This is a genomic window from Roseomonas mucosa ATCC BAA-692 (assembly GCF_000622225.1).
Classification (GTDB): Bacteria; Pseudomonadota; Alphaproteobacteria; order Acetobacterales; family Acetobacteraceae; genus Roseomonas; species Roseomonas mucosa.
This window is the reverse complement of the sequence record NZ_JHWD01000017.1, coordinates 74735-101552: the sequence shown is the minus strand read 5'-3', so window position 1 is coordinate 101552 and position 26818 is coordinate 74735. Positions and strand designations below refer to the sequence as shown.

18 protein-coding genes, 1 tRNA gene and 1 rRNA gene are annotated in these 26818 nt (G+C 71.9%); 12 read left to right on the top strand and 8 right to left on the bottom strand.

Translation table 11 applies throughout. The features are described from left to right. Positions 1-67: 67 nt before the first annotated feature. The 5 genes from rrf to BT98_RS0115420 all read left to right on the top strand — a co-directional run bounded on the left by rrf (position 68) and on the right by BT98_RS0115420 (position 5875). Positions 68-182 (top strand): 5S ribosomal RNA (gene rrf / locus BT98_RS0115440). Between the two features lie 61 nt (positions 183-243). Next, a tRNA-Met gene (locus BT98_RS0115435) sits at positions 244-320 on the top strand. Positions 321-386: 66 nt separating this feature from the next. Then, positions 387-3191, top strand: coding sequence for a phosphoenolpyruvate carboxylase (locus BT98_RS0115430; RefSeq protein ID WP_019462474.1), 2805 nt, complete (start codon positions 387-389; stop codon positions 3189-3191). A gap of 423 nt (positions 3192-3614) precedes the next feature. Beyond that, complete coding sequence (locus tag BT98_RS0115425; protein WP_019462473.1) at positions 3615-5006, top strand: NAD-dependent succinate-semialdehyde dehydrogenase; 1392 nt, start codon at positions 3615-3617, stop codon at positions 5004-5006. Between the two features lie 71 nt (positions 5007-5077). After that, positions 5078-5875, top strand: coding sequence for a (S)-acetoin forming diacetyl reductase (locus BT98_RS0115420; RefSeq protein WP_019462472.1), 798 nt, complete (start codon positions 5078-5080; stop codon positions 5873-5875). A 135-nt stretch (positions 5876-6010) separates the two neighbouring features. On the opposite strand, the gene BT98_RS0115415 is transcribed toward BT98_RS0115420, so the two are convergent. Together BT98_RS0115415 and BT98_RS0115410 are read right to left on the bottom strand one after the other, a co-directional pair. Continuing rightward, positions 6011-6964: an alpha/beta fold hydrolase gene (locus BT98_RS0115415; protein WP_019462471.1), complete on the bottom strand. Its 954-nt coding sequence runs from the start codon at positions 6962-6964 to the stop codon at positions 6011-6013. 80 nt (positions 6965-7044) lie between these two features. Then, positions 7045-7602, bottom strand: a complete 558-nt coding sequence (locus tag BT98_RS0115410; protein ID WP_019462470.1) for a histidine phosphatase family protein — start codon at positions 7600-7602, stop codon at positions 7045-7047. 175 nt (positions 7603-7777) lie between these two features. On the opposite strand from BT98_RS0115410, the gene BT98_RS0115405 reads away from it, so the two are divergent. The 4 genes from BT98_RS0115405 to BT98_RS0115390 all read left to right on the top strand — a co-directional run bounded on the left by BT98_RS0115405 (position 7778) and on the right by BT98_RS0115390 (position 14688). Beyond that, the gene (locus tag BT98_RS0115405) at positions 7778-8446 is read left to right on the top strand and encodes a Tim44/TimA family putative adaptor protein (protein WP_019462469.1); all 669 of its coding nucleotides are present in this window, start codon (positions 7778-7780) and stop codon (positions 8444-8446) included. Between the two features lie 355 nt (positions 8447-8801). Continuing rightward, on the top strand, positions 8802-10265 hold the full coding sequence (mltA, locus tag BT98_RS28450; protein WP_019462468.1) for a murein transglycosylase A: 1464 nt from the start codon (positions 8802-8804) through the stop codon (positions 10263-10265). A 383-nt stretch (positions 10266-10648) separates the two neighbouring features. After that, on the top strand, positions 10649-11989 hold the full coding sequence (lysA, locus tag BT98_RS0115395; RefSeq protein ID WP_019462467.1) for a diaminopimelate decarboxylase: 1341 nt from the start codon (positions 10649-10651) through the stop codon (positions 11987-11989). After that, the gene (locus tag BT98_RS0115390) at positions 11986-14688 is read left to right on the top strand and encodes a DUF4175 domain-containing protein (protein WP_027297265.1); all 2703 of its coding nucleotides are present in this window, start codon (positions 11986-11988) and stop codon (positions 14686-14688) included. The genes lysA and BT98_RS0115390 overlap by 4 nt, the downstream gene beginning before the upstream one ends. 73 nt (positions 14689-14761) lie before the next feature. On the opposite strand, the gene BT98_RS0115385 is transcribed toward BT98_RS0115390, so the two are convergent. The 5 genes from BT98_RS0115385 to BT98_RS0115365 form a co-directional block, all read right to left on the bottom strand. Then, positions 14762-15481, bottom strand: a complete 720-nt coding sequence (locus BT98_RS0115385; protein ID WP_019460731.1) for an alpha/beta fold hydrolase — start codon at positions 15479-15481, stop codon at positions 14762-14764. Between the two features lie 5 nt (positions 15482-15486). Then, the gene (locus tag BT98_RS0115380) at positions 15487-16251 is read right to left on the bottom strand and encodes an HpcH/HpaI aldolase family protein (RefSeq protein ID WP_019460730.1); all 765 of its coding nucleotides are present in this window, start codon (positions 16249-16251) and stop codon (positions 15487-15489) included. Positions 16252-16565: 314 nt separating this feature from the next. Next, on the bottom strand, positions 16566-18158 hold the full coding sequence (locus BT98_RS0115375; RefSeq protein WP_019460729.1) for an ABC transporter substrate-binding protein: 1593 nt from the start codon (positions 18156-18158) through the stop codon (positions 16566-16568). 148 nt (positions 18159-18306) lie between these two features. Next, positions 18307-19524, bottom strand: coding sequence for an amidohydrolase (locus BT98_RS0115370; RefSeq protein WP_019460728.1), 1218 nt, complete (start codon positions 19522-19524; stop codon positions 18307-18309). A 172-nt stretch (positions 19525-19696) separates the two neighbouring features. Continuing rightward, a complete protein-coding gene (locus BT98_RS0115365; RefSeq protein ID WP_019460727.1) occupies positions 19697-20608 on the bottom strand; it encodes an aldose 1-epimerase family protein in 912 nt (303 codons plus the stop codon). 206 nt (positions 20609-20814) lie between these two features. Here BT98_RS0115365 and BT98_RS0115360 point away from each other — a divergent pair, with 206 nt between their 5' ends. Next, positions 20815-21252: a DUF1489 family protein gene (locus tag BT98_RS0115360; protein ID WP_019460726.1), complete on the top strand. Its 438-nt coding sequence runs from the start codon at positions 20815-20817 to the stop codon at positions 21250-21252. A 268-nt stretch (positions 21253-21520) separates the two neighbouring features. On the opposite strand, the gene BT98_RS0115355 is transcribed toward BT98_RS0115360, so the two are convergent. Continuing rightward, the gene (locus BT98_RS0115355; RefSeq protein ID WP_019463137.1) at positions 21521-23635 is read right to left on the bottom strand and encodes a glycosyltransferase; all 2115 of its coding nucleotides are present in this window, start codon (positions 23633-23635) and stop codon (positions 21521-21523) included. Between the two features lie 115 nt (positions 23636-23750). On the opposite strand from BT98_RS0115355, the gene BT98_RS0115350 reads away from it, so the two are divergent. Together BT98_RS0115350 and BT98_RS0115345 are read left to right on the top strand one after the other, a co-directional pair. Next, positions 23751-25100 (top strand): glycosyltransferase family 4 protein, encoded by a 1350-nt coding sequence (locus BT98_RS0115350; RefSeq protein ID WP_019463138.1) that lies wholly within the window; start codon positions 23751-23753, stop codon positions 25098-25100. A 27-nt stretch (positions 25101-25127) separates the two neighbouring features. Further along, the gene (locus BT98_RS0115345) at positions 25128-26546 is read left to right on the top strand and encodes an MFS transporter (protein WP_115359189.1); all 1419 of its coding nucleotides are present in this window, start codon (positions 25128-25130) and stop codon (positions 26544-26546) included. Positions 26547-26818: the final 272 nt, after the last annotated feature.

The window sequence follows — 26818 nt, the reverse complement described above, 5'->3', positions numbered from 1 at the left end:
CACAGATCCTCCCATCACCCAACAGCATCAGGTCGGTATATACAAATCCAAGGTTCCCATCCGGTGGCCTGGTGGCCCTAGCGAGGCTGCCACACCCGATCCCATCCCGAACTCGGCCGTGAAACGCCTCAGCGCCCATGGTACTGCGTCTCAAGACGCGGGAGAGTCGGTCGCCGCCAGGCCGCCCGATGGGAACCTCCCACACCCCCCGACCCGATCGCCGCCCACATCACCATCACCCAGCGCGGGGTGGAGCAGCCCGGTAGCTCGTCAGGCTCATAACCTGAAGGTCACAGGTTCAAATCCTGTCCCCGCATCCAAACAAAAGCGGCTCTGTCAAAAAGAATACACGACAGCGCTCTTTCGCCCGTGCAGCATACGTACCTATGCGGCACGATCCCCCCTTCGACATCCTCAGGCTCGCAGCCGAAACCCGGCAGGCGGCCGTCAGCGACCCCTTCGGCAGTCCGGCTCTGGCCCTGGCGCTCCTGCTCAGCCGGCGCATGGATGACGGGGGGCTGTCGCGGGCGGAACTCGCGCAGCTTCTGCGTGACCTGGGGCAGTCCGCCTTTCGTGACCGCGCGGCACGGTTGCGGGAAGCCGTCGGTGTCGTTCCGATTGCCGAGACTGACCAGGCCCTGACGGCCCTCGCCACCCGGATCGCCCGGCCCGACCCCCAGGACAGCCCGGTGCGTTTCGCGGCCTTCGCCGTGGCTGCGGAACGTCCCCGCGCGGCCGCGGTTTTCACGGCCCATCCCACCTTCAGCCTCCCTCCCGTCACCAACAAGGCCCTGGCTGCCATGGCCAGTGGCGGCCCGGCGCCGACTGAAGTGCTGCCGCTCCGCCCGGACGTACCGACCCTGGCCATGGAATTCGCCCAGGCCGCCGAGGCCATCATCCATGCCAGGGACGCGTTGGATCGCATGGCGGGGGCCTTCCTGAAAGTGGCGCGGGATTTCTGGCCGGACCGTTGGCTCCGCCTGGAGCCCAGACCGGTCATCCTGGCCTCCTGGGTCGGCTACGATACCGATGGGCGCACGGATATCGGCTGGCAGGATACGCTCCGGCTCCGCCTCTCCATGAAGCGGATGCAACTCGAACGCCTGAAGCTCCAGCTCGATCCCCTCGAGGAGGAAACGACCGGGCCCCTGCGGCAGCGCGTGGACGAAGCCCTCCTGGCCGTGGACGAGCAGATCGCCGCCTGCCCACCCTCCGGGCCGACGGAACCCATGGCGGTGCGTGACTTCGCCCATAAGCTGGTGGGGCTGCGGGAGGCCGCGCTCGTTACCCCGGTCCCGCTGCTGGACCTCTTCGAAAGCGCCATCGCCGAGGCTGCGGACGAGGAAACCCGCATGGCCCTCTGCGTTGCCCGGGCCGGCCTCGCCGCACACGGCCTTTCCCTGGCCGGCACGCATGTCCGCCTCAATGCGGCACAGCTCCACAACGCCGCCCGCCTGCATTTCGCCGAGATCGGCGGCGACCCCGCCGACCCGGCCCGTCGTCGCGCCACCTTCGCCGCCGTGAACGAGGCCCTGCAGCATGTGAAGCCCGAGCCGGTCGATATGGGCGGCCTGATGGCCGAACAGGCCAGCGCGCTGCGCCTGATCATGACCGTCACCCAGATCGCCAAGCATGTGGACGCCTCGCAGCCCGTCCGCTTCCTGATCGCGGAAACGGAAAGCGGCCTTACCCTGCTGATCGCCCTGCTGCTGGCCCGGCTCTGCGGCGTGGAGGAGCATCTGGAGATCTCCCCGCTCTTCGAAACCGCCGAAGCCCTGGAACATCGCGGGGAACGCGTGGTCGAGGAGGCGCTCCGCTCTCCGGCCTGGCGGGACTACCTGCGCAAGCTGGGCCGGCTCTGCCTGCAGTTCGGCTATTCCGATTCCGGCCGCTATGTCGGCCAGGTCCAGGCCAGCCAGCTCATCGAGCGGCTGAAGCTGCGCGTCGCCGACCTGCTGGACCGCTACGGGCTGGGCGACCTGGAGGTCGTGCTCTTCGACACCCATGGCGAGGGGCTGGGCCGCGCCGGCCATCCGGACGGGCTGGCCGCCCGGCTGGACTATCTCGACCCGCCGGCGGTGCGGGCGGCCTTTGCCGCGCACGACACCCCGGTCCGCCTGGAGACGAGCTTCCAGGGCAGCGACGGCTACCTGAATTTCGGCACGCCGGAACTGGCCCAGGCCACCATCGCCCGGATCGCCGAACACGCCTTCGCCCCAGTCGAGGCGGACAGCGACCCCGTCTATGCCGAGGGCGGCTTCGCCAATGACCTCTTCGCCGGGGCCCGCGCCGCCATGTCGGCGCTGGTGGACGATCCGGGCTACGCCGCCCTGCTGGGCGCCATCGGCACGGCCCTGCTGGACCGGACCGGATCGCGTCCCGCCGCCCGGCAGAGCGACAGCGGCGGCCCCAACGTCATCCGCCATGTGCGGGAGCTGCGCGCCATCCCCAACAACGCCGTGCTGCAACAGCTCGGCTTCCTGGCCACGCTCACCCATGGCATGGGTGACGGCGCGTCGCGCGAACCCGACACCTTCGCCGACCTCCTCCGCCGCTCGCCGCGCTTCCGCAACGCCATGGCCTTCGTGCGCGCCGCCCTGCGCTGCTCCGACCCGGATGTGCTGCGCGGCTATGTGGCGAGCCTGGACCCCGGCATGTGGCTGGACCGCGCCGCCCATACACGCCGCGCCGGGCGCCCGGCGGCCCTGATGCGGGTGGCCCGGGCGCTGGAGGACCTCGGCCTGACCGATCCCACGCGCCGCGTCCTGCGCCGCCTTCTGGCCGACGACATCCGCCTGCGGGGCGCCTGGCCCAAGGAGGGCGGCTACGTCGCGCCCGCCATGAGCGACCGCCTCTTCGCCCTGCACGCGCTGCGGCTCTGCCTGATCCACCGGATCTGGCTGATCGCCGTGGAGATGCCGGATTTCTCGCCCCGTCACAGCGTGACGCGGGAAGGGCTGGTGCAACGCCTGCTACGCCTCGACGTGGAGGGTGCGGCCGATGTCTTCGACGCGGTCTTTCCGGTGGTGGAACCGGCCGGGGCCTCGCTGGATTTCGCCGAGCCGCCCACGCCACGCCACGGCGGCTATGGCCGTGAGCACGAGGAGATCACGGAACCCCTGCGCGAGCTCTTCGCCATGGTGCGTGAGGTCAGCGCCGTCGTGACGCTGGAATGCGACGCTTTCGGGTGATCCGTCTCCATCGGGAGTCGCGTGACGGGCCGCCAACATCCGGCAATGCCGCCGGAAGCGCCATGGCAGAAGATGTCATGAACTGTTCAAGGCGCCGCGTTCCGCCGGGATAGGCGCGAAGACCGTCATCCATCCGGTCGTGTATCATCCATGCCGGAGCATACGAACATGCTCCTGGCAGAGATCCGTGTGCTCCACGGCAAAGTCTTCAACAACGACGACATCCGTGCCGGCCTCGCCAGCCATGATGCCGCATGGCTGGGCTGCTCCTGTTCCGCTGCCGGGAACTTGCTCTTCCCCGGAGAGAATCGCAGCATGCTCGTGGCGATGCCGGGACGCCCTGATGCGGATGATCCCGGCAGCGAAGGATCCCGGTGTCCGGACATTTTCCGGCAAGCAGCTTCATTCGCCAGGGAGAGCAGAATGGCTTACGCGACCATCAACCCATATACTGGCGAGACCGTGGCCACGTTCCCCGATGCGACGGATGCCGAGGTGCGCACGGCTCTCGACAAGGCGCATGCGGCGTTCCTGCGATGGAGGCAGACCTCCTTCGCCGAGCGTGGCGGCATCCTCCAGAACGCCGCCGACATACTGCGCCGTGACAGCGACGCCTATGCGAGGCTCCTGACCCTCGAGATGGGAAAGCTGCTGACCGAGGCCAAAGCGGAAGTGGAGCTTTCCGCCAGGATCTTCGAATACTATGTCCGCAATGCCGAGACACTGCTGAAGCCGGAAAAGCTGCCCGTGCTTGATCCGGCGGAAGGCGATGCGGTGCTGGTGCACGAGCCGCTCGGGGTCCTGCTGGCCATCGAGCCGTGGAACTTCCCCTATTACCAGATCGCCCGCATCCTCGCGCCGCAGCTCTCGGCGGGCAACACGCTCCTCCTCAAGCATGCCTCCAACGTGCCGCAGAGCGCCGCCGCCTTCGAGGCGCTGATGAGGGAGGCAGGCCTGCCGGAAGGCGCCTTCCGGAATCTCTATGCCACCCGCGACCAGATCAACCTGATCATCAACGACCCGCGCGTCCATGGCGTGGCGCTGACCGGATCGGAAGCCGCCGGGGCCGTCGTCGCGTCCGAGGCCGGCAAGGCGCTCAAGAAATCGACGATGGAACTCGGCGGGGCCGATGCCTTCGTCGTCCTCGCCGATGCCGACATGAGGAAGACCGTGGACTGGGCCGTGTTCGGGCGCCACTGGAACGGCGGCCAAGTCTGTGTGTCGTCCAAGCGCATGATCGTCGTCGACGAGGTCTATGACGCTTTCCTCGACGGCTACCGCAAGGGTGTCGCGAAGCTCGTCGCGGGCGACCCCTTCGATCCGAGGACGACGCTGGCGCCGCTTTCCTCGCAGAAGGCCGCCGACGACATCAAGGAACAGATCCGCAAGGCCGTTGGCCATGGCGCCAAGGCCGAGGAGGTCGGTCCGCCAGTGCCCAACCGGGGTGCCTTCGTGCAGCCGACCCTCCTGACGGAACTGGCTGAGAGCAATCCCGCCCGCTACTGGGAGTTCTTCGGTCCGGTCTCCATGCTGTTCCGCGCCAGGGACGAGGACGATGCCGTCCGCATCGCCAACGACTCCCCCTTCGGCCTCGGGGGCTCGGTGTTCACCGCCGATCCGGCGCACGGCTTCGAGGTCGCCCAACGGATTTCGACCGGCATGGTCTTCGTCAACCACCCGACCAAGGTGGAAGCGGACCTGCCCTTCGGCGGCATCCGCCGCTCCGGCTACGGCCGCGAGCTCCTCGGCCTGGGTCTCAAGGAGTTCGTGAACCACAAGCTGATCGATGTTGTCGATATCGAGGCCCCATTCTGAATTTGGCTGCCTTCCTGCCTCCGGGCCGGAAGGCAGTGTCGGGATGAACGAAAGAGAGAAGGAGAAGCAGCATGCCGACCAACGGGAAGGTCGCCATCGTCACGGGGGCGGGCCAGGGCATCGGCCTCGCCATAGCCGTCCGCCTCGCCAGCGACGGCTTCGCCATCGGCTGCCTCGACTATGATACGGATACCGCGAAGAAGGCCGCAGACACGATCCGGGCCGGCGGTGGCGAGGCACTGGATGTCAAGGCGGACGTCTCGCAGCGCGACCAGGTCCTCCGCGCGGTGGACGAGGTCGTCGCCCGCTTCGGCCGCCTGGATGTCATGGTCAACAATGCCGGCCTCGGCCCGGTCACGCCAATCGAGGACATCACGCCCGAGATCTACCGCAAGGTGTTCGACGTCAATGTCGGCGGCACCTATTGGGGCATCCAGGCCGCGGTGAAGCATTTCAAGGCCCGCAAGCCGGCCAGGAAGGGCGACGTGGTCGGCAAGATCATCAACGCCTCCTCGCAGGCCGGTCAGGTCGGCAATCCGGATCTGGCGGTCTATGGCGCCACCAAGTTCGCCATTCGCGGCATCACCCAGACCGCGGCCAGGGACCTGGCGCCGCTCGGCATCACGGCCAATGCCTATTGCCCGGGGATCGTGCGCACGCCGATGATGGAAGGCATCGCGCAGAAGGTCGCCGACGAGAACGGCAAGTCCCTGGAATGGGGCCTTGAGCAATGGGCCAGGAACGTGGCGCTCGGCCGCATCTCCGAACCGGAAGACGTGGCGGCCTGCGTTTCCTACCTCGCCGGACCCGATTCAAACTACATGACCGGCCAAGCCCTCATCATCGATGGTGGCATGGTCTTCAATTGATCTGTGGCGCTTCGGCCGGATCGCGGTCCGGCCGCACGCGCCAATGAACGGGAGGTCCAGGAACCTCAGCGTCCTGGCGGATGAGGGGGCCGGGGGAAAGGTGGAGCCTTGTCCCCCGGGACAGCGCAAGGTCCCTCACTCCCCCGGCCGGGCCAGCCATTCCCGCGCGGCCCGGTCCGCGCCGGAGGGCAGCGGGGCTTCCGGGTTGGTGATCCAGGCCAGGATGTCGCCGGCGACCACGGCCCGTTCCCGGTCGCGCAGCAGCATGTGATAGCCCTGGGCATAGTAGGCGAGCCGCTGGTCCGCGCCTTCCGGCAGGCGGCGCAGGGCGGCGCGCACCGGCTCGGCCCGCACGATCTGGTCATGGGCGCCGTAGAGGATCAGCGCCCGGGCGCGGAACTCCGGCGCCGCCTTCACCGCCGCGTCCATCAGGTTCACCAGCCCATAGAGCGTGTCCACCCGGACCTCCTTGTAGGTGCGCGGGTCGTCGCGCCATCCGGCCGCGGCCTCGGGGTTGTCGGTCGGGGTGATGCCGGGGGCGGAGTTGCGGAAGCCGACCTTGGGGATGGTATGGGCGGCGAATTCCAGCAGGCCGCGCATCCAGGCGGGCATCTCCGAACGGCCCCAGAGGGCGGGGGCCACCAGGATATAGCCATCCGCCACCGGCGGGTCCTTCGAGGCGGCCGCCGCCACCGCGACCGCGCCGCCCATGCTTTCCCCCAGGATATAGAGCGGCAGGCTGGGATAGCGCCGCCGCAGCAGCCGGGAGGCGGCGGCGAGGTCGGTCTCCAGCGTCTCGGCACCGGGCCAGAGCGGCCAGTTCGGCGCCTCGCCGAAGCCCCTCTGGTCATAGGCGTAGAGGGCCACCCCGCCGGCGTTGAACAGCGGCGCCGCCATGCGGAAGGCGTTCCGGGCGGTGTCGCCGAAGCCATGGACCGCCAGGACCACCGCGCGGGGCGGCGCCTCCGGCAGCCAGGCATGCAACGGCAGCCTCGCCCCGTCGGCCATGACCAGGCTGTCGGCCGCCAGTTCCGGCGGGGCCAGCGCCGGCCCGGCGGGGATCACCACCGGCGCGCAGGCCGCCAGCAACAGGCCGCAGAAAAGGAAGGCGAGATTCCGGCGGCTCCAGCCCCGGAAGCGGAACCCCGGGAGGCGACGGCCGGGACCGTTCAGCCGTGGTGCCAGACCACGTTCTCCGGCTCGGGCCCGGTCGGGTCGCAGCGCAGCCACTCGCCGTTCACCAGCGACCGGCCGGTCATCGCCAGGATGAAGCCCCAGTGGCTCACCACCACCGTATGCGCCCAGTCGTCCCGCAGCATCATGTCCAGGCGGAACTGCATCGCCCGGGCCGCCACGGCCTCCGGCGGCTCCTCCTCCTGCGGCCACCAGACCTCGTCGATCCGGGTGAAGTCGTGGTGCGGCCAGTCGGTCGAAAGCCGGCTGCAGGGCGAGCCGACATCGCAGGACAGGGCATAGCGTTCCCGCACCAGCGGCGTGATCAGCACAGGCAGGCCCAGCTTCTCCGCCAGGGGCGCCGCGGTCTGGAGTGCCCGCGTATAGGGGCTGGCCAGGATGCGGCGGACATCCTCCTTCGCCAGCGCCTCCGCCGCCGCCTGGGCCTGCTGGTGGCCCAGGGGTGTCAGGCGCGGGTCCGGGATGCCGGGGTCGGTCCTGGTGGCCGTGTAGTGGAGGTTGAACTCGCTCTGGCCATGACGCAGAAGGATCATGCCGGCAAATTGGCGACAGGGCGGGTTTCCGGCAATGGGCTTCGGCAGGCCCCCGGAGGCCGGCTCGCGAAAAAAGCTCCCCGGGGTGCCGCCACAGGGCGGCACAGGGGGCAACCGGCGTTGCGTTAACAGACGTTCATCCCCATTTTCCCTCTTCAGAGAGAGGAGACCACAGATGCAGGGCGGCTTCCCCATCGACCTGATCCTGTTCGCGATGGTCGCGGCCTTCCTTGTGCTGCGTCTTCGCTCCGTGCTCGGCCGGCGCACCGGCTTCGAGCGTCCGCCCGAGGCGCGCCCGGCCGCCGGCTATCCGCCCCGGGTGATCGAGGGCGATGCCAGCGAGGCGGTGGCCGCTCCGCCCGCGCCGCAGCGCCACGCCGTGCCCGACGCGCAGGGCCCGGTCGGCCAGGCCCTGGCCAACATCCAGAAGACCGATCCTTCCTTCTCGGTCCAGAACTTCCTGGGCGGGGCGGAAACAGCCTTCCGCATGATCGTCGAGGCCTTCGCGCGCGGCGACCGCGACACGCTGCGCAGCCTGCTCGGCCCGGAAACCTTTGCCGGCTTCGAGGGCGCCATCAAGGCGCGCGAGGAGGCGGGCGAGACCCAGCGCACCGAGATCCGGCACATCCACGAGGTCACGGTGGAGGGCGCGGAGCTTCGCGGCTCCGTGGCGGATGTTACTGTCCGCTTCGTGTCGGATCAGGTGAACATGACCCTGGCCGCCGACGGCAAGCCCGTCACGGGCACCGACAGCGTGACTGAGCTGAAGGATCTCTGGACCTTCCAGCGCGACCTGAAGAGCGGCGATCCGACCTGGCGGCTGGTGGATACCCGCTCCGTCTGAACGGCGTTGCCGATCCCGGGCCGGCAGCGATGGCCGCGCCCGGGATCGCTTCCCTTTCCCGGCCAAAGCGATCCCTCCTTCCCGCCTGCTCCCTGGCAGGAGCGGCATGGCGATCCCGGGTTGTCGCTTCATGATCCCCGGTGTCTGGCTTCCTCCTTGCCAAACCATTGTCCGGGCAAGGCTTCTTCGCTTCCCGGTCTTGGCCCGCAGGGCGTGAGCCACTCTGGAGCTCGTTTCACCAGATGCCCCGAGCAGAAAGTGCTTGATGATTTTTGTTTTCTGTTTCTAAAAAACGATCCGACTTTCCCGCTGAAGACCGATTTCTGCTCAGAGGTCCGGAAGAACAGGCTGCCGCATGATGCTCCCCCCGCCACATCCCCGCCGAAAGCCGACGATCTGGCACCGGGGCCGCATCCGTGGCCTCCCCGCCCTTTCCCTGCTGGCCCTTCTGGCCACCGGCGCGCTTGCCGCGCCGCTGCTCCCTTTCCCCGTCCAGGCCGCCGAAGGCTCCATCCTGCGGTCGCAGCAGGACACGCCCGCGCTGCGGCAGGCCCGGACGCGCCTGCCGGCCCTGGAGGCGGCGCTCGGGCGCTCCGCGCAGGGGCCCGGGCCACGCGGCATGGTGCAGCGGCGGATGGAGAAGCAGCGGCAGATCGCCCGTGACGAGGCCCGGGCGCGCGGCGTCGCCCTGCCGGCGGCGAAGCTGGCCGGGGCCGGGGTGGCGGGAGGGCTGCTGGCCGGCACCGCACGCCCTGCCCTGTGGAGCGAACTGCCCGGCTGGGAAAGCGACGCGGTGGGCGAGGCGATGCCGGCCGTGCTGGCCTCCTGCCGCGCCGTCAACGCCGGCGCCCCCGATGCCTGGCGCCGGTCCTGTGATGCCCTGTCCCAGGCCTGGCGCAACCTGCCGCCCGTGCCGGCCCGCGCCAGCGGCGCCCGGCTGCGCGAGGCGCGGCAGCTTCGCGATGCCCGCCTGCGCGATGCGCTGGAGGAGAACTTCATCCCCACTCCGGTCGGGGAGGGCCTGCTGACGGGCTATTACGAGCCGGTACTGCGCGGCTCCCGCATCCGGGTGGGCGATTTCCAGACCCCACTGCACGCCCCGCCCTCCGAGCATGTGCAACTCGGCCAGGGCGATGGCCAGCGCCCCCTGCACGGCCAGATGCTGGACGGCAAGCTGCAGCCGCTGCCGGACCGCGCCGCCATCCAGAACGGCGCGCTGGACGGGCGTGGGCTGGAGCTTGTCTGGGTGGACGACCCGGTCGAGGCCTTCTTCCTGCAGATCCAGGGCTCCGGCCGCGTGGTGCTGCCGGACGGCAAGATGCTGCGCCTCGGCTATGCCGGGCAGAACGGCCAGCCCTACCGTTCCATCGGCCGCTCCCTGATCGACCGGGGCGACGTCGCGCCGGAAAACATGTCCGCCGATGCCATCCGCCGCTGGATGACCAAGGTGGGCTATGACCGCACCGCCGCGCTGATGGCGGAGAACCCCTCCTACATCTTCTTCCGCGTCAACCAGGGCCTGCGCCCCGACCAGGGGCCGCCCGGCGCCATGGGCATCCCGCTGACGCCGGAACGCTCCATCGCCGTCGATCCCTCCGTGGTGCCGCTGGGCGCCCCGGTCTTCGTGGCCGGCGGCAACATCCGCCGCCTCGTCGCGGCCCAGGACACCGGCGGGGCCATCCGCGGCCCCGGACGCGGCGACCTGTTCCGCGGCTGGGGACCGGAAGCCGGCAAGCGCGCCGGCAACCTGCGCGAGCCGGTGCGGATGTGGGTGCTGATGCCCCGGGCGAATGCCCTGGTGGCGGATGGGAGTCGCTGAGGCGAGCGGCGGCTTCTCCCGGCCCTTCCACTTCGCGCACACTTCCGGAGGCGAGGCACCGTCCCGCCCGCCCGGTCCCCGTTGCGCGGGGCTCGACCGGCGTCCGCGATGGCCGTCGGGCTGTGGCCCGGTTCCTGGGAACCCATCCCCAACCGTGCGCCGGGTGAACCTGCGACGCATGGTGCCCGCCCCGGCGAGAAGATGAAAGCAGGGGCCCCGCGGCGCGGCGGCCCGGACAGCAGGCCGGGCCTTCCCCAGCAACGGGCGGGCGCCCCCAACCCGTCGGAGACACCATCCTCCCCGCCTCTTGCGCCGCGCCGCGGAAAACCGCACCTCTTTCCGCTTCCAACCGTCCCCCCAGACACCCCAGACTAGGCAAGACCATGGCTTCCCCTCTTCCCCTGGCCCCGCAGGCGCCGGACCCGTCCTTTGCCGAGCTGCTGGCGCAGCGGCCGCAGCTCACTGCCCATGCGCAGGACGGGCTGTGCCTGGAGGAAGTGCCGCTCGCCGCCATCGCGGCCAGGGTGGGCAGCCCGACCTGGGTCTATTCCGCCAGCACGCTCCGCCGCCGGACGCGTGCGCTGCGCGAGGCCCTGGCCGGGGCAGGGCTCGACGCCACGATCCACTACGCCATGAAGGCCAACGACAACCTTGCCGTGCTGCGCCTGCTGGGCGCCGAGGGCGTCGGCACCGACGTGGTCAGCGGCGGGGAGCTGCATATCTCCGAGGCCGCCGGCATCGGCGCCGCCCGCAGCGTCTTCTCCGGCGTCGGCAAGAGCGAGGCCGAGATCCGCACCGCGCTCGCCGCCGGCATCTTCCAGATCAACGCCGAAAGCGCGGAGGAGGTGGAAATGCTTTCCGCCATCGCCGCCGCCATGGGACGCGAGGCCCCGGTGGCGATCCGCGTGAACCCGGACGTGGATGCCCGCACCCACGCCAAGATCACCACCGGCAAGGCGGAGAACAAGTTCGGCGTGGCGCTGGACGATGCCGCCGCCCTCTATGCCCGCATGGCCGCGCTGCCCGGCGTCCGCCCGATCGGCATCGCCGTCCATATCGGCTCGCAGATCACCGAAGGCATGTCCGCCTACCGCGCCGCCTATGCCAAGGTGGCCGAGCTCGTCACCGCGCTGCGCAACCGCGGCCTGCCGGTGGAGCGGGTGGATTGCGGTGGCGGCCTCGGCATCCCCTATCGCGATGAGACCGCGCCGCTGCCCGAGGCCCTGGCCGGCGCCATCGCCGGCACGCTCGGCCCCCTCGGCCTGCCGGTGATGATCGAACCCGGCCGCTGGATCGCCGGCCCCGCCGGGGTGCTCCTGTCCCGCGTCATGCTGGTCAAGCGCGGCGCCACCCGCCGCTTCGTGGTGCTGGATGCGGGGATGAACGACCTGATGCGCCCAGCCATGTACGAGGCCTGGCACGGCATCCTGCCCGTCGCGCCGCAGGCCTTCCACGCCCCGCTCTCGCCCGCCGACGTGGTCGGCCCGGTCTGCGAGACCGGTGACACTTTCTCACGTGGAAGGGGCTTGCCCGAACTCGCGGCGGGCGATCTCGTGGCCTTCCTGGATGCCGGCGCCTACGGGGCTTCGATGTCCTCCACCTACAACGCGCGCCCCCTGGCCGCCGAGGTGCTGGTGGACGGGGCGCGCTGGGCCCTGGTGCGGGAACGCCAGAGCCTCGACGACCTGCTGGCCCACCAGCGTCTGCCGGAGTGGATGGGATGACCGATCTGCCAGAGGGCGTTTCCCGGAGACTGCACCGCCAGCGGCGCCTCGCGCGGCTGGCCCTGCTCTGGGAGGCTCTCTGGCCCCGGGTCTGGCCGGTGCTCGGCGTGCTTGGCCTCTTCCTGCTCGCTGCCCTGTCCGGCCTTTTCCTGCACCTGCCCCTCTGGGCGCATCTCCTCCTCCTGCTGGGCTTCGCTGCCGCCCTGGCCCGGGCTGTCTGGCGCGCCATACGCGGCTTCGCCGCCCCGGCTCCCGCGGCGGCCGACCGCCGCATCGAGGCCGCCTCCGGCCTGCGCCACCGTCCCCTTGCCACGCTGGGCGACCGTCCCGCCGGCGAGGACCCCGCCGCCCTCGCCCTGTGGCAGGCCCATCTCGCCCGGCAGGCGGCGCGGCTCCGCGACCTGCGCGTCGGCGCGCCCCGGCCCGGCCTGCCGGCGCGCGACCGGCGGGCGCTGCGCCTCGGCCTCGTGGTGGCCCTGGCGGCGGGCTTCGTGGTGGCGGGGGACGAGGCGGGCGAGCGCATCCGCCGTGCCCTGCTGCCCAGCCTGGGCCAGCCCGCCCCGGTTCCCGGCCTGAAGCTGGAGGCCTGGGTGACCCCGCCCGGCTATACCGGCGTCGCGCCGCTCTTCCTGCAGCCTGGCAGCCCCGGATTCAGCGTCCCCGCCGGCTCGGCGCTGCGCGTTGCCCTGTCCGGCGGCCAGGGCGGCACGCCGGCGCTGCGCCTGGGCGGCAAGGACCTTGCCTTCGAGACACTGGACCGCAACAGCTTCGGCATCGAGGCGCCGCTGGAGAATGGCGGCCGCCTCGCCATCCGCCGTGACGGCGCCGAACTCGCGGGCTGGGAGGTCTCGGTCCAGGCCGATGCCCCGCCCAGCATCGCCTTCGCCGAGCCGCCCGGCCCGGCGCCGCGCAGCCATGCGCTGCGCCTGCCCTGGACCGCCGAGGACGACTGGGGCGTCGCCGCCGCGCGGGCCGAGATCCGCCTGGAGGCCCGCCCGGGCGCCGAGCCCCTGACCGTGCCCCTGACGCTTTCCGGCAGCAACCCGCGCCAGCAGCGCGGCACCGCCCAGCCCGACCTCAGCGCCCATCCCTGGGCGGGGCTGCCGGTGCAGCTCCGGCTTGTGGCGCGCGACGGCGCCGGCCAGGAGGGCCGGTCGGAGGAGATGACGCTCATCCTGCCGGAGCGTCCCTTCACCCATCCGGTGGCGAAGCTGCTGATCCAGTTCCGCCGGATGCTTTCCCTGTCGCCGCAGGTCCGCGCGCCCGTCGTGGCCGGGCTGGAGGGCGTCCTTTCCTCGCCGGAGGCCTTCGACGACGACACCACCATCTTCCTGGCACTGAGCGCCGCCCGCAGCCGCCTGATCCGGGACCGTCGCCCCGGGGCGGTGGACGAGACCCAGGCCATCCTCTGGGACACCGCCCTGGCGCTGGAGGAGGGGCGGACCGACCGCACCGCCCGCACGCTGGCGGAGGCACGCAAGGCCCTGGAGGAAGCCCTGCAGCAGCGCGACCCGGACCAGGGCGAGGCGGAGCGCCGGGCCGAGATCGAGAAGCGCGTCCAGGAGCTGCGCGAAGCGATCGACCGGCACCTCCAGGCCCTGGCGGAGAAGCTGAGCCGCGAGAATGGCGAGGCCGTGCCGCGCGAGGAAACCCGCCGCCTGGACAACCGCGAGCTCGACCGTCGCACCCAGCGCATGCAGGACGCCGCCCGCCAGGGGCGCGAGGACGATGCGCGACGCGAGCTGGCGGAGATGGAGGAGATGCTCAAGGCCCTGGAGGAAGGCCGCGTCGCCCGCGCCGACCGGGAGCAGCAGCGCCAGCAGAACCGCCAGCGCGGCCAGGGCCAGATGAGCGTGATGCAGGACATGGTGCGGCGGCAGGCGGAGCTGCTGGACCGTGCCCACCGGCGGGAACAGGACAGCGAGGCGGAGGAGGGCCAGGACCGCCCGTTCGGCCCGAATCCCCTGAACCCGATGAGCCGGGCCCGGCCCCCCGGCCCGCAGCAGCGCCAGGGCAGCCGCGACCCTGCCGGCCAAAACCCACAGGGCCAGAACCCACAAGGCCAGAACCCGCAGGGCCAGAACCAGGCCAGCCGTGATGGCCAGCAGCCCGGCGAGGCCGAGGCGCAGCGCGACGGACGCACCCAGCGGGCCCTGCGCCGCGCCCTGGGCGAGCTGATGCAGCAGTTCGGCGACCTGACCGGCGAGATCCCCGAGCCGCTCGGCCGCGCCGACCAGGCCATGCGGCAGAGCGCCGAGGCCCTGCAGGCCGGGCGCGACCCCCAGGCGCAGCAGCAGCAGGCCCTGCGCGAGCTGACCGAGGGCGGCCGGCAGATGGCCCAGGCGATGCGGCGCCAGTTCGGCCCCGGGCAGCAGGGCGACGGCCAGCAGGGCGAGGGGGAAGGCGAGGGCGAGGAAGGCGATGGTCCCGGCATGGCCGGCGACCAGCCCGGCAACGGCCAGGACGGCGGCCAGGGCCAGGACCAGGCGAGCGGCCAGGGCCGCGGCCGCGACCCGCTCGGCCGTTCGACGCGCGAGAATGCCGGCTCGGCCAGCGACGGCAACGACACCCGCGTGCCCGATCAGGCGGAGATGCTGCGCACCCGCCGCATCCAGGAGGAGCTGCGACGCCGCGTCGGCGAGCGCGAGCGCCCGGCGCAGGAGCTGGACTACTACGACCGCCTGCTGCGGCAGTTCTGAGCCAGCCCGTACGGTAGCCTCCGGGGAAAAGGCAGGGCCTTTCCCCCGCCAGGCGCAACGCCGGGTCCTTCCCTCAGGCGGCCAGCCACTCCGCGAAACCCGCCGCCACCGCCTCCGGCGCCTCCAGGGAGGGCAGGTGCCCCACGCCCGGCAGCAGCATCGCCCGCGCGCCCGGCACCGTCTCGGCGATCTCCCGCATCCGCGCGGGCGGGCAGAGCCGGTCCTCCTCGCCGCTGATCAGCAGCACCGGCACCTGGATCGCCGCCAGCCGTGGCCGGCTGTCGGCGCGGTGGATCAGCACCGCCGTCTGTTCCCGCAGCACCGCCGGGCCGAGCGTATCGGCCATGTCGCAAAGCAGGTCGAAAAGCGCCGCATCCTCCCGCCGTGCCGCGGGCACCGCATCGGGCCAGAACTCGCGCGCCACCATGGTGCGCGCCCCCTCGCGCTCCATCGCCTCCAGCAGGCGGAAGCGCGCCGGCGCCTTTTCCAGCGCGTCCGGCCGCGCATCCCCGGCCAGCAGGGTCAGGCGTGTGATCCGCTCCGGCGCCTGCGCCACCATCTCCAGCGCCACCATGGCCCCCAGTGCCGCCCCGGCCAGGGCGAAGCGCGGGGGCGCATGGCGCAGCAGCCGCGCCGCGAGGTCGGGCGCGCTGCGCGCCCCGCGCAGCGCCGCCACATGCGCGCCAGCATAGCGGTCCCGCTCCGGCACCAGGGCCCAGAGCCGCTCTTGCACCGGCCCCCAGAGCCGTGCGTCGCACATCAGTCCGGGGAGCAGCAGGAGCGGATCGGCCATGACGGTCAAACGTTCCGCGCCGCCGCCAGGTTGGCCCGCGCCCCGCCGGCGAGGAAGCCGACATCGTATCCCGGGTTCACGAGCTGGAAGCCCTCCTTCGCCCGACGCCCCGCCGCCGGCCCGTCGGAGCAGAAGATCCCGGCGATCTTCCCGGCGGCGCGGCTGCGCGCCAGCACATGCGCGATGGCCGTGCCGGCGCGCGTCCCGGCCTCCGGCTCGGAGGACGGCCGCTCGCCCATCTCGATGCAGAGGTCGTTCGGCCCGACGAAGACGCCGTCGATTTCCGGCAGGGCGAGGATCGCGTCGATCTCCGCCACGCCGCCCCGGGTCTCGATCATCGCCAGGGCCAGCACCTCGTCGTTCGCGCGATCGAAATAATCCGGGCCGCCATAGAGCATCCCGCGCGCCGGGCCGAAGGAGCGCCCGCCGCGCGGGCCATAGCGGCAGGCCTCCGAGAAGCGCCGCGCCTCCTCCGCCGAGTTCACCAGCGGGCAGATGACACCATAGGCCCCGGCATCGAGCGCCTGCATCACCAGCCCCGGATCGTTCGAGCGCACCCGCAGCAGCGGCTGCGCCGGCGTGGCGGAGATCGCCTGGAGCATCGCCGCCGCGGTCTCGAAGCCGATCAGCCCGTGCTGCATGTCCACGGTGACACAGTCATAGCCCGCATGGCCCAGCAGCTCGGCCGCATAGGGGGCGGGGATGCCGCACCAGCCGTTCATCGCCGCCCCGCCCGCGCGGGCGATCTCGCGGACGCGGTTCGGGCGCATCAGCGGCCCTCCCGCCCGGCGAGTTTGGCCGGTCCGGGGCGGGGAGCGGATCTGACGGGGATCGATGCTGGCATGGGCGTTCCTTTCCGGGGCCGCCCGGCCCGGGATGGGGCCGGGGGCATGGAAGGCTCTCCCCGTGGCGTCCGGGCGCGGGCAGCCCGGACGCGGCGCGGGCCTTCCTTGTTCCACCAAGGCTAGCGCAGGACAGGGCCGCGAAGAAGCCCGCCCTCTGCGGATCGGCGCACGGCCCCGGCCTGTCCGTCCCGGACGGGCGCCCGTCCCGTGCCCGGTGGGGAGCCGCGCGCCCGCCGGCCCTACTTCGCCGGCCGCAGCCCCATCGCCCGCGTCTCCTCGTCGGCGCGCGGCGTATAGGCATAGCCCTTGCGCATCGCCCAGACGCTCTTCTGCAGGTGCAGCGGGATGATGGCGACATCCTCCATCGCCATCTTCATCGCCTTCTGCATCAGCCCCTCGCGCGCCTTGTCGTCCAGCGTGCCGAGCGCCTGCTGCACCAGCTTGTCGAATTCCGGGTTGGAATAGCGCCCGTAGTTCGACAGCCCGCGCCCCAGCGCCGGGTCGCGCGTCCCCAGCACCGCCTTCAGCGAGGAGGAGGGCTCGCCCGTGGAGTTGCTCCAGCCCAGCAGATAGGCCGAGGCCTCGAAGCGGTTCAGCCGCCCGATCACCGTCGCCAGCGGCTGCGCCTCCACCCGCGTCCTCACCCCGATGCGCGTCCACATCTGCGCCACGGTCTGCTGGATCTGCGCGTCGTTGACGTAGCGGTCGTTCGGCCCGCGCAGGATGATGCTGAGGCCGTTGGGATAGCCCGCCTGGGCCAGCAGCTCCTTCGCCCGGTCCGGCGCGAAGGCGGGCACGGGGATGGAGGGGTCGTAGCCGAAGACGCCGGGCGGCATGAACTGGCCGGAGGGCAGCGCCGCGCCCTCCATGACGCGCGACACGATGGCCGGCCGGTTGATGGCGATGCTCAGCGCCTCGCGCACCCGGTGGTCGCGCAGCGGGTTCTTCTCCAGCTTGCCGCCATCCGGCCCGGCGATGTCGGGCGAGCCCTCCTGCCGCTCCTCGTCCAGGCCGAGGAAGATCAGCCGCGTGCTGTTGGCCTCGGCAACGGTCAGCCGGTCGTCCTTGCGCAGCCGCGCCGCATCCGCCGTGGGCACCGCGTCGATCAGCGCCACGTCGCCCGAGAGCAGCGCCGCCACCCGCGCCCCGTCATTGCTGATGATGCGGTAGTCCACCGTTTCCCAGGCCGGCTTCTCGCCGTAGTAGCCGTCGTCGCGCGCCAGCTTCACCCGGTTGTTCGGGTCGTAGGAGACGAACTTGTACGGCCCGGTGCCGATCGCCGCCTTGCCGCTGTTGAAATCCGCCGTGCTGGAATTCGCCGCGACGGAGCGCGAGACGATGAAGATGTTCGCCAGGTTGGCCGGCAGCAGCGGCGAGGGGCCGTTGGTCTTCAGCCGGACGGTCAGCGGGTCCACCACCTGCACGTCGGCGATGTCGCGCGTATAGACGGAGAAGGAGCTGGGGCTCTGCACCGTCGGCACGCGCTCCAGCGAATAGGCCACGTCCTCCGCGGTGAAGTCGGCGCCGTTGTGGAACTTCACCCCCGGCCGCAGCTTGAACTCCCAGGTGGTGTCGTCCACCAGCTTCCAGGATTCCGCGAGGTCCGGCACCACGCGCGACTTCTCGTCGCGCTGCACCAGCCGGCTGAAGATGTGCGACGACAGCATGATGCTGGGCGTCAGCGTGTAGTAGTGCGGGTCGATGCTGGCCGGCGGCGCGCTGACCGCGAGCGACAGCGGCTCGGCCTGGGCGGGGGCCGCGGCAAGCGTGCCGCAGAGCGGCAGGAACAGCGAGGCGAGCAGCGCCGCGCGGCGGGAAACTGTCTTGATCATCGGCCGTGTTCTTTCCGTTGTCGGTTCCGCCCGGCCCCATGGAGGGCGGATGGCGGTCCCGGCGGCGGGCATGGCGCGGCACGCCCCATCCGCCGGGAAGGCAGGCCCGGCCGCCAGGGCGCCGGGCCGTGGAAGGTCATCGCGTCCCTCAGGCCGCCCGCGCCTCCTCCTCGCCCGCCCAGCCCAGCTCATGCCGCACCAGGCTCGCCCAGTAGGCCGCCCCCGGCGCTAGCGCCTCGTCGTTGAAGTCGTAGAGCGGCGTATGGACGTTGTGGAAGCTGCCATCCGGGTTCACGCCGTTGCCGATGCGGATGAAGGCGCCGGGCTTCTCGCGCAGCATGAAGGCGAAGTCCTCGCCGCCCGTGCTCATCGGGATCTCGCCCACCCGCGCGGCGCCCACCACCGCCCCGGCGGCGGCGCGCGCCACCCCGGTCTTCTCCACGTCGTTCACGGTGGGGATGCAGAGCGGCTGGTACTCCAGCTCCGCCGTCACGCCATAGGTCGCGGCCAGCCCCTCGGCCAGGTCGCGCAGGCGGCGCCGGATGGTTTCCTGCGTCCTCTGCTCGAAATACCGCGCCGTGCCGCGCACCAGCACCCTGGACGGCATCACGTTCGGTGATTCCGGCGTGCCGCAATGCACATGTCCGACGCTTACCGCCGCGGGCTCCGTCGGCGCCAGCGAACGCGCCACGATGGTGTGCACGCCCAGCAGGAAGTGCCCCAGCACCACCGTCGCATCCGTCGCCAGATGCGGCGCCGCGCCGCCATGCCCACCGGTGCCGGTGAAGGTCACGCCCCAGAAATCCGCCCCCGCCAGGTTCGGTCCCGGGCGGATCGCGAACTGCCCCACCGGGATGCCGGGGCTGTTGTGCATGCCATAGACGGCATCGCAGGGGAAACGCTCGAACAGCCCGTCGCGGATCATCGCCGGCGCGCCGGTCCCGGCTTCCTCGGCCGGCTGGAAGATCAGCTGCACCGTCCCCGCGAAGTCGCGGTTCGCGCTCAGGTACTTCGCCGCGCCGAGCAGCATGGCGGTGTGCCCGTCATGGCCGCAGGCATGCATCTTCCCCGGCACGGTGGAGGCATGTGGCAGCCCGGTCCGTTCCTCCATGAAGAGCGCATCCATGTCGGCGCGCAGCCCGATCGCCCGCTGCCCCGGCCGGGTGCCGCGCAGCGTGCCGACCACGCCCGTGCCGCCCACGCCCTCGGTGACCTCGTCGATCCCCCATTCGCGCAGCTTCGTCGCCACCAGCGCGGCGGTGCGATGCTCCTCGAAGCGGGTCTCGGGATGGGCATGGATGTCGCGGCGGATGGCGATCAGCTCATCCTCGAATCGCTTGATCGCATCCAGGGGCGTTTCGGTCACGGCGTATCCTCGTTGCGCGGACGCCGGCATGGCGGCGCCGGGCGTCACGGGATTGTCTCGGAACGGCGCGGACCGTGCCTCCGCCGGCGCAGCGGGTCAATCGAGGCCGGGCGGATTCCGCCCGGGATTCCCGGCCCCGTCCCAGGAGGGGCGGCACGCCGGGGCAGCGCCATCAGGCGGCGGGGCGCAGCGTCACCGTCCAATGGAAGCGCCGCGCCCGCCCCGGCTCCAGCAGGATCACGCCTGGCTTGCCGGCGAACTCCCCATCCCAGCCGAGCGGACTGGCATGGCCCGCCCAGGGCTCCAGGCAGAGGAACTCCGCCCCCGGCTTGGACCAGAGTCCGAAATCCTCGTAGCCCTCCCACACCATCTCCAGCATCGCGCCGCCCGGGCCGTCATAGCGCAGCGCATGGGCGGGCAGCCGCGTCATCACCAGCGCGTCCTTGCGGAACAGCTCGTCCTCCAGCCGCAGCCGGCCCTGGCGCAGTGGCAGGACCTCCGCCCGGTCGAGCAGCCCGTTGGACAGCCGCCGCACCGGCAGGCTGTCGCGCAGCGTGCCGGGCGGGACCGCGGCATCGGGCAGGAAGGTCACGCCATGCTCCTCCCGCGCCCCGCCGCGCGGCAGCGGCCAGGCGAAGGCCGGATGCGCGCCGACCGAGAAGGGCAGGGGCGCCTCGCCCGTATTCGCCACCGTCACGGTGCAGGCCAGCGCGGATTCGGCCACGGCGAAGGCGACATCCAGGGTGAAGGGAAAAGGATAGGCCGCGAGCGTTTCCGCATCCTCCGTCAGGCGCAGCGCGCAGGCCGTCTCGGTCAGGGCGAGCCAGGTGAAGCGGCGGTCCCGGGCGAAGCCGTGCTGCGTCATCCGGCTCGTCCCGCCCGCATGGCGCAGCGTGTCGCCCGGCAGCCGGCCGACGATGGGGAACAGCACCGGCGCATGGCGCGGCCAGGCCGGTCCCGCCTGCCAGAGCCATTCCTCGCCGGAGGCATCGCGCAGGGACTGGAGCTCGGCGCCCTGGACCGAGATCACCGCCCGCAGCGTTCCGCTGCCGATCCCGTGCCGCTCCAGCCTGTCCTGTTCCATCGCTCCATCACTCCTCCGGACCGGCGGAAGCCGCTCCCGCCCTGCCGCGCGCCTTCCCGCCCCGGAAGGCGGACCGTCCAGGTCCCCTTATGCCGTGGCTCAATCCGTCCGGCGCCCCCGCATACCATCACATCTGCGTCCCGCGCGCCCCTGCTCCATCATGGCGGGCACAGACGGACCTTGCCGATGGCCGTGGGGCGGCGCAGATGGGCGCCACCGTGCTGCACCTCATCAAGCTTTCCGTCGGCCCCAAGGACGTGGCCGAACTGCGCCAGATCCAGGCCCGCCGCCTCGCCGAGCAGCCGCCGCTGCGCCATTGGACGCGGATGATCCCGCGCCGGGGCGGGGAACTCATGGCCGGCGGCTCCATCTACTGGGTGGTGGCCGGCTTCGTGCGCGTCCGGCAAAGGCTGGTCGGGCTGGAGGAAGGCCAGACCGCCGATGGCCGCGCCCAGGTCGGCCTCGTGCTCGATCCGGAACTGGTGCCGGTGGAAATGCGCCCGCAAAAGCCCTTTCAGGGCTGGCGCTACCTCCAGCCGGAAGCAGCCCCGCCCGACCTTCCGGCCGATGGCCCGGTGCCGGAAGGACTGGACGCCCTGCCGCCCCGCCTGCGCCGCGAATTGCGGGAACTCGGGCTGATCTGAGAGGCGGGCCACGGGTGGCCCCCGCGTTGCGCTTCGTGGCTGGCCGCCGGGGGAGAGGCACCGCCTCTCCGCCCGGACTCCCCCTCCGCCGGGGACCGAAGCCGGTCCCCGGACCCCGGGCCTGAGTTGGTTCCGCGCTGTTGCCGCCGGCCTGCGGCCCGATCCCTGGGGGCAGGCGGAGACGCGAGGCTCCCGAAAAGAAGAAAAGGTACCGCGGCCACCAGCGCCAACGAATGGGGTCCAGGGTGCGCAACGCCAGATCCGAGCCTCAGTCCGGCAGCAACGCCAGCAGCTCCCGCCCCTCGATCAGCCGTAGCCGGTCCTCCAGCACGGCGTCCCGCGCCAGCCCCAGGGCGACCAGCGCGGCCCCCCGCGTTTCCGCCTCGCTGTCCAGCAGGATCTCCAGCACGCCTTCCTCCGCCACCTCCGGATCGGGCAGCGGCAGCATGGTCTCCGCCGCCTGCCCCGGCGCCAGGTCCAGCGTCATGGCCATTTCCTCGCCGCCCTCGCGCCAGGCGCCGATCCGCAGCCGGCAAGGCTCCTCCGCCGGCGCACGCACCTCCAGCAACAGCCGCAAAGGCCCGCCCCGCACACGGCAGCGCAGCCGCGCCAGCCCCGGCAGGCTGGGCCGCCCCCCGGCCTCCGCGGGCAGCCAGCCCGGGCCGCTGGGCAGCACCTGCGCCAGCGCCTGTTCCAGCCCCGGCCGGCGGCAGGGCGGCGGGGACAGCCGGACGCGCAGGCCCGGCGGCAACAGGGGCGGCACGGCCGGCGCGGCCCCGCCTGTGACCAGGCTACGCGCCCGCGCCAGCATCTCCCGCGCCACCTCGCCCCAGGGGCGGCAGCCGCCCCCTGGCGCGATCCGCGCCGCGGCCGCTTCCGGCGCGGCGATCAGCGCCAGCGCCTTCTCCACAAGATCCGGCTCGGAATTCGGCGTGAAGAAGGTCGCGCCCGCCGCGCCGCTTTCCAGCAGCGCGGAATGGCCCGGCGCCAGCACCGGCCGGCCCAGCGCCAGCGCCTCGCTGACCGGCAGGCCCCAGCCCTCGCCATGGCTGGCGCTGACCGCGAAGCGGCAATGCCGCGTCAGCGCATGCAGCACCGCATCGTCCACCTCCGGCAGGATCATCACCTTCGCCGCCAGCTCCGGCGAGGCCGCGAGCAGTGCCATGGCCCCCTCCGAGCGCCAGCCGGGCCGTCCCACGCAGACCAGCAGCGGGCAGGCGCCGCCCAGCCGGCGCGCCAGGGTCAGCCAGGCCTGGAAGAGCAGCAGATGGTTCTTCCGCCCCTCGATCGTGCCGGTGCAGAGAACATAGGGCCGGGATTCGAGCTCCGGCGGCAGCGGCGCCTCGCGCGCCGGCGGGACGGGAGCGCCGTTGAGCGGCACAACCGCCAGCGGCGGCAGTGCCAGGCCCGGCAGGTGGCGGGCGGCGCAGCGGCGCAGCTCCGCCGCCGTCGCCTCGGAATTGCACAGGATGCCATCGGCCAGCAGCGGCAGTGCCGAGAACCAGGCGGCGTAGTCTGCCACGGTGCGGGCCTCGCACCATTCCGGCAGTGACAGCGGAATCGTGTCGTGCAGCAGTGGCACGTAGCGCGCCCCGGCCTCCCGCGCCGCCGCCAGCCGCGCCGCCTGTTCCGGCATGGCCCAGGCCGTGCCGGGGCAGAGCAGCAGCGCCCCGGGCGCCATGGCCAGGTCCGGCGCCGCCGCCAGCCAGTCGTGGAGGATGCCGACCGCCTCCTGCCACGCGGCCTCGCGCGGATCAGCGCCCCCGCTTCCTCTTCCGATACCCCCCTGGACGGCGAGCCGCCGCAACCGCAGCAGCAGCGGCGTGGGCAACTCGCGCCAGCCGCCCGCGACCCCGGCCGGGGGCAGGGCGCAGGCCAGCACCGCACCATCCCCGGCACAAAGGCCGGCGGCGATCTCGTACTGCACCCGCTGGATGCCCGAGGGTACGCGCCGTCCGCCCAGGACCCAGGACACGAGGTCGGACAGGTCCAGCCCCACCCCCGTCAGCCGGCGGGGCAGGGGGCGGCCGCGGCGCGCCAGGGCCAGCCATTCCCGCCAGGGGTCCTCCCCCTCCGGGTCCAGCGCCAGTGCCCGGCCATAGGCATCCAGCGCCTCCGGCATCCGGCGCAGCAGCTTCAGCGCATGGCCCGATTGCAGGTGGATGTCGGGATCGGCCCCGTCCAGCCGCCGCGCCCGGTCGTACAGCGCCAGCGCGGCCTCCGGGTCCCCGGCCTCCTTCACCATGTGGCCCTGCTGCACGATGGCGGCGCGGTCATCCGGCCGCAGGCGCAGATAGTCGCCATAGAGCAGGGCGGCCGCCTGCCATTCGCGGGCATCGCGGGCGCGGTCGGCGTCTTCGAGCAGGGTTGCGGCCTGTGACATGCCTATGGCGCACCACGATGTTAATAATTCGTCAAGACATCCTTTGGTTGCAGGTGCGAAAAATCCCCTGCCGCAACACCTCCCAATGCCACCTTCCAGAGTCTAGCCTGTGCCCATGGCGCGCATCTGCATCGATGGATACAACCTTGGCCTGGAACACGGGACCGGCGTGGCGACCTATGCCCGCAACCTCTCCTTCCGCCTCGGCGCCATGGGGGCCGAGGTCGGCGTGCTCTACGGCACCCGGGCCAGCCCGGCGAAGGACCCGCTGATCCGCGAGATCGCCTTCTTCGACAACCGCGTCGGCAACCCCAGGCCGATGAACCGCCTGCTCCGCACCGCGCGCCGCCTGCTGCTGCCGATGATCGGCCACAAGGCCCAGCCCGTCCCCATCACCGGCCGGGTGATCACCCGCGCCTTCGAGGCCCGGCTGCCGCATTTCGACCATCTCTGGAACGTGGAGGAACTGTTCAGCCTCTCCGCCAACCACTTCAAGATGCACAAGGACCGGCTCAAGGTCCGCCTGCCGCAACAGCCCGACGTGATGCACTGGACCTACCCGGTCGCCGTCCATGCGCGCGACACCCGCAACATCTACACGCTGCACGACCTCGTGCCGCTGCGCCTGCCCTACACCACCCTCGACCACAAGCGCCGCTACCTGCGCCTGAACCGCCTGCTGGTGCGGCAGGCGGACCATATCGTCACGGTCAGCGAGACCTCCCGCCGCGACATCATCGACCTGCTCGGCTGCCCGCCGGAGAAGGTGACCAACACCTACCAGTCGGTGGAACTGCCCCGGTCCCTGGCGCAGAAGCCGGAAAACGAGGCACGCGACGAGATCCTCGGCTCCTTCGGCCTGGACTGGAAGGAGTACTTCCTCTTCTTCGGCGCCATCGAGCCCAAGAAGAATGTCGGCCGGCTGATCGAGGCCTATCTCGCCTCCGGCGTCGAGCGTCCCCTGGTCATCGTCGGCAAGCAGGCCTGGAAGAGCCAGGAGGAGCTGCGGATGCTCTACGAGGACCACCAGCGCTGGCTGCTCCCCGGCCAGCAGGAACCCGTCACCAGCACCCAGCGCCGCCTGCGCGACCGCATCGTGCTGGTGGACTACGCCCCCTTCCGCCTGCTCGTCAGCCTGATCCGCGGCGCCCGCGGCGTGCTCTTTCCCTCGCTCTACGAGGGCTTCGGCCTGCCGGCGCTGGAGGCGATGAGCCTCGGCACCCCCGTCCTCACCTCCAACACCGCCTCCCTGCCGGAAGTGGTGGGCGATGCCGCCGTGACGGTCGATCCCTACGACATCCGCGCCCTGACGGAAGGCATCCGCGCCCTCGACACGCACGAATCCCTGCGTGGCCATCTCGCGGAAGTGGGACCGCGCCGGGCTGCGCTCTTCTCCGCCACGGCCTATGAGAAACGGCTGGCCGAGGTCTATGCCCGGGTGGGTGTCCCCATCGGCGCCGGCTGACCGCAGGGGAGAGGGCATGGAACCCGCATGAACGTATCCGAGCAGCCCGCCGCCACCCGCCCCGCTCCCCCTCCCGGCCCCTTCCTGCACCCTGATGGCCTGCCGATGCCCCGCCGTCTCTGGTCGGTCGTGGCCATCGCGCTCGCCATCACCATGGCCGTGCTCGACGGCGCCATCGCCAACGTCGCCCTGCCCACCCTGTCGGAGGAGCTCGGCGTCGCCCCCTCCGCCTCGATCTGGGTGGTCAACGCCTACCAGCTCGTCATCACCATCTCGCTGCTGCCGCTCGCCTCGCTCGGCGAGATCCTGGGCTTCCGCCGCGTCTACCTCGCCGGCCTCGTCGTCTTCACCGTGGCCTCCGCCGCCTGCGCCCTTTCCGACACGCTGGTGACGCTGACCCTGTGGCGCGTGGTGCAGGGGCTCGGCGCCTCCGGCATCATGGCCGTCAACGCCGCGCTGATCCGCTTCACCTATCCGCACAGCCAGCTCGGCCGCGGCATCGGCGTCAACGCCCTGGTGGTCGCCGTCTCCTCCGCCATCGGCCCCACCGTCGCCAGCGCCATCCTGGCCGTCGCCAACTGGCCCTGGCTCTTCGCCGTCAACGTCCCCATCGGCATCCTGGCCCTGGCCATCGGGTGGCGCAGCCTGCCGCACTCGCCCCTCTCGAAGCGCCGCTTCGACACGGCCAGCGCGCTGCTCTGCGCCCTCACCTTCGGCATGCTCATCATGGCCTTGGACGGCATCGCCCATGGCGAGGGCCTGGGCCTCTCCGGCCTCCTCCTCGCCGTGGCCATCGGCGCCGGCGTGGCCCTGGTGCTGCGCCAGCTCAGCATGACGGCCCCCCTCCTGCCGGTGGACCTGATGCGCATTCCCGTCTTCGCTCTCTCGGTCGGGACCTCCGTCTGCTCCTTCCTGGCGCAGATGCTGGCCTTCGCCAGCCTGCCCTTCCTGCTGCAGACGCAGCTCGGCTTCACCGCCGTGGAGACCGGGCTGATGATGACGCCCTGGCCCCTTGCCACCGCCGTCCTGGCCCCCATAGCCGGGCGCCTGGCAGACCGGCACAATCCCGGCCTGCTCGGCGCCCTGGGCCTCGCCGCCTTCGCCGCCGGCCTCGCCGCCCTGGCCCTGCTGCCGACCCACCCCTCCGCCGCCGACATCGCCTGGCGCATGGCCCTGGCCGGAGCTGGCTTCGGCTTGTTCCAGTCGCCCAACAACCGCGCCATGATCGGTTCCGCACCGCGCGAGCGGGCCGGCGGCGCGGGCGGCATGCTCTCCACCGCCCGCCTGCTCGGCCAGACCATCGGCGCCGCCTGCGTGGCCCTCGTCCTGGCCCGCTTCGGAGGCCAGGGGCCGGTCGTCGCCCTGGGCCTCGGCGCCACCGCCGCCATCCTGGCCGCCATCGTCAGCAGCTTCCGCATGCTGCCCGGCAATGCCCGCCGGGACTGACCCCGGCTTCGGGCGCTGCTTTGTCCCCGGGGGCAAGGCTCCGCCTTTCCCCCGGACCCCCTATCCGCCAGGACCCTGAGGGTCCTGGACCTCCCGTTCGTTGGCGCCCGCTGATGCCGGATCGCGCCGGAGAGCCACGCTCTCCGGCGGACTGACGGTGCCACCAGCGCGGACACGTTGTTTTTCTTCTTTTCGGGAGACCCGCGTCTCCGCCTGCTCCCAGGGATCAGGCCGCAGAACAACGTCCACCGCAGGCGCCAACGCAAGCCCGG

Coding starts and splice junctions, on each gene's coding strand:
- BT98_RS0115385 (WP_019460731.1), bottom strand. CDS start 15,481: ATGGCCGATCCGCTCCTGCTGCTCCCCGGACTGATGTGCGACGCACGG.
- BT98_RS0115420 (WP_019462472.1), top strand. CDS start 5,078: ATGCCGACCAACGGGAAGGTCGCCATCGTCACGGGGGCGGGCCAGGGC.
- BT98_RS0115345 (WP_115359189.1), top strand. CDS start 25,128: ATGAACGTATCCGAGCAGCCCGCCGCCACCCGCCCCGCTCCCCCTCCC.
- BT98_RS0115355 (WP_019463137.1), bottom strand. CDS start 23,635: ATGTCACAGGCCGCAACCCTGCTCGAAGACGCCGACCGCGCCCGCGAT.
- BT98_RS0115430 (WP_019462474.1), top strand. CDS start 387: ATGCGGCACGATCCCCCCTTCGACATCCTCAGGCTCGCAGCCGAAACC.
- lysA (WP_019462467.1), top strand. CDS start 10,649: ATGGCTTCCCCTCTTCCCCTGGCCCCGCAGGCGCCGGACCCGTCCTTT.
- BT98_RS0115405 (WP_019462469.1), top strand. CDS start 7,778: ATGCAGGGCGGCTTCCCCATCGACCTGATCCTGTTCGCGATGGTCGCG.
- BT98_RS0115425 (WP_019462473.1), top strand. CDS start 3,615: ATGGCTTACGCGACCATCAACCCATATACTGGCGAGACCGTGGCCACG.
- BT98_RS0115380 (WP_019460730.1), bottom strand. CDS start 16,251: ATGCGCCCGAACCGCGTCCGCGAGATCGCCCGCGCGGGCGGGGCGGCG.
- BT98_RS0115390 (WP_027297265.1), top strand. CDS start 11,986: ATGACCGATCTGCCAGAGGGCGTTTCCCGGAGACTGCACCGCCAGCGG.
- BT98_RS0115360 (WP_019460726.1), top strand. CDS start 20,815: ATGGGCGCCACCGTGCTGCACCTCATCAAGCTTTCCGTCGGCCCCAAG.
- BT98_RS0115350 (WP_019463138.1), top strand. CDS start 23,751: ATGGCGCGCATCTGCATCGATGGATACAACCTTGGCCTGGAACACGGG.
- BT98_RS0115365 (WP_019460727.1), bottom strand. CDS start 20,608: ATGGAACAGGACAGGCTGGAGCGGCACGGGATCGGCAGCGGAACGCTG.
- mltA (WP_019462468.1), top strand. CDS start 8,802: ATGATGCTCCCCCCGCCACATCCCCGCCGAAAGCCGACGATCTGGCAC.
- BT98_RS0115410 (WP_019462470.1), bottom strand. CDS start 7,602: ATGATCCTTCTGCGTCATGGCCAGAGCGAGTTCAACCTCCACTACACG.
- BT98_RS0115375 (WP_019460729.1), bottom strand. CDS start 18,158: ATGATCAAGACAGTTTCCCGCCGCGCGGCGCTGCTCGCCTCGCTGTTC.